Origin of the sequence: Vibrio sp. CAU 1672 (assembly GCF_029223195.1) — a bacterium.
Lineage (GTDB): Bacteria > Pseudomonadota > Gammaproteobacteria > Enterobacterales > Vibrionaceae > Vibrio.
In genome coordinates this window covers 1-1,729 of the sequence record NZ_JARHUF010000062.1, presented here as the reverse complement: position 1 = coordinate 1,729, position 1,729 = coordinate 1, and the positions used below count along the sequence as shown (strand labels likewise).

The following is a 1,729-nucleotide window of genomic DNA, read 5'->3' as shown; positions in this document are numbered from 1 at the left end:
TCGGGAGTCAGCATCTCTCAACAACATTGCTTCAGTTTCTGACCATAACTCAATTACTTGCGGGTAATCTGAGATATCCATTTCTCGTATCACTACTAATTTTTCCTCCAAGCACATAACGCCCAATTAAGGGGTGAACAACGCCTTTAACCAAACCTAACGCATTGCGCCATAAACACTAAATTTGAAGTAGAAACAAAAATGCCGAGCGTTGTGAATCCCTCTTAAATTGCTTGTTAGCATTTAGATTTCGTCAATAGTTTTAGATACGTTAGACCATATTACGTACTTACCATCACTCATCGGAAAGTCTGGATCAATGAAGGTCTGTAGCCTCTCTCCATTTTCGCCAGAAATGTATGATAGAACTTTTCTACCTTTATCAGTTTTTACTAGCCTCAAGGCTTGAGTCCACTTTTTGTTATTTGAGGAAAAGTACAATATAACAGCGGTTTCGGTAGCACTTGTATCCACCATGAACCACTTTGACTCTAATGGTCTCAAAGTATCAATCCCAATGGGTTCAGCATTAAGCCCTGTAACACGAAGGTCTAAACCACTAACAGATGAGTAATTAGGTATCACGACCACTCTGATCGTTAAATTAGGAATTGCATACTTTCCAACTAAATTAACGGTTATCTGGCTTTGATTACCATTATTCGCACCGCCCGTAACCTGAGCATATGGATAGCTTCCTTTAGACGTAAGTTCTTCAGTTTGAGTCTGAATGGATAAAGACATCTCTGCATTTAGCTTGGTCAATTCAATGTTCTGGCTACCCAACTCTTTGATTTGCTGAGATTGCTCTAAAATTGTTGAATTAAGTTGTTCTTGTGATTGTTTGCTCGCGATTTCAGAGGCTTTACCACCAAAGTATTGAGCGCCAAACCCTCCAATTGCAGCCATCAGAGCCCCTACTAGCATGATTATGTTGAAAATTGTTTGTAATAATTCTGGCTTCATACCTAATCCTAATAAATGCTAACGCCGCGTTAAGGGGTGCCGGCACGCAATACAAAAGCTACCGCACAGTGCCGTAAACACCGAACCCAACGCATATTAAAAATGCCACGCGTGCCAAATCCCTCTTAAACGCTTTGTTATACGCACGAACGTTTAAGCCAAGATTTTATGCCAAGCCCCACTTTGAAACCATGATTTTTATGTGCTTTGATGCACCTAAGTCAGGCTTAGACTCACAGCGGCTTGTCACTGAAACCACTTGGAACAAACCGCGCCGCAGAAAACGGATCTACAACACCAAAAAGCACTTTGGGAAAGACAATTTCACAATGAGGACTTTCAACAAAGTCACTAAAACCACGTGAACTCACGACACCAGAGAAAGCGACCGTTCAACAAGTAAATTGGCTTTTGGAAAGGCAAACTCACAGAGCAGTATCTAAACGAAAAACACTGCCTGGACTGACCCCAAACAATCACCACCAAAGAAGATAACCACCGAAAAACGACAGGCCGAAAGTGAGCAAAGAACCAAGGAAAACTAAGATTGATGCCGGAAAATGTCGACGCCCAAAAACCAAAACTCAACGCTGAAAGCTGAGATATTAACCTGAATTTTTAGGCTTTCTTCATATAGCGTATAACGCCCTGCTAAGGGGTGAACAACGCAATACCGAAGCCGCTGCATACCACCTTAATCACTAAAATCAACGCATAGTAAAAATGCCACGCGTTGTGAATCCCTCTTGAGCAGTTTGTTAGT

At 41.6% G+C, this 1,729-nt stretch carries 1 protein-coding gene and 1 pseudogene; both read right to left on the bottom strand.

Features of this window, described 5'->3' with window-relative positions:
- Positions 1–117 (bottom strand): annotated as a pseudogene (locus P2G85_RS21365) (acetyltransferase); the annotation flags it as partial.
- A gap of 126 nt (positions 118–243) precedes the next feature.
- The gene (locus P2G85_RS21360; protein WP_275866012.1) at positions 244–966 is read right to left on the bottom strand and encodes a hypothetical protein; all 723 of its coding nucleotides are present in this window, start codon (positions 964–966) and stop codon (positions 244–246) included.
- Positions 967–1,729: the final 763 nt, after the last annotated feature.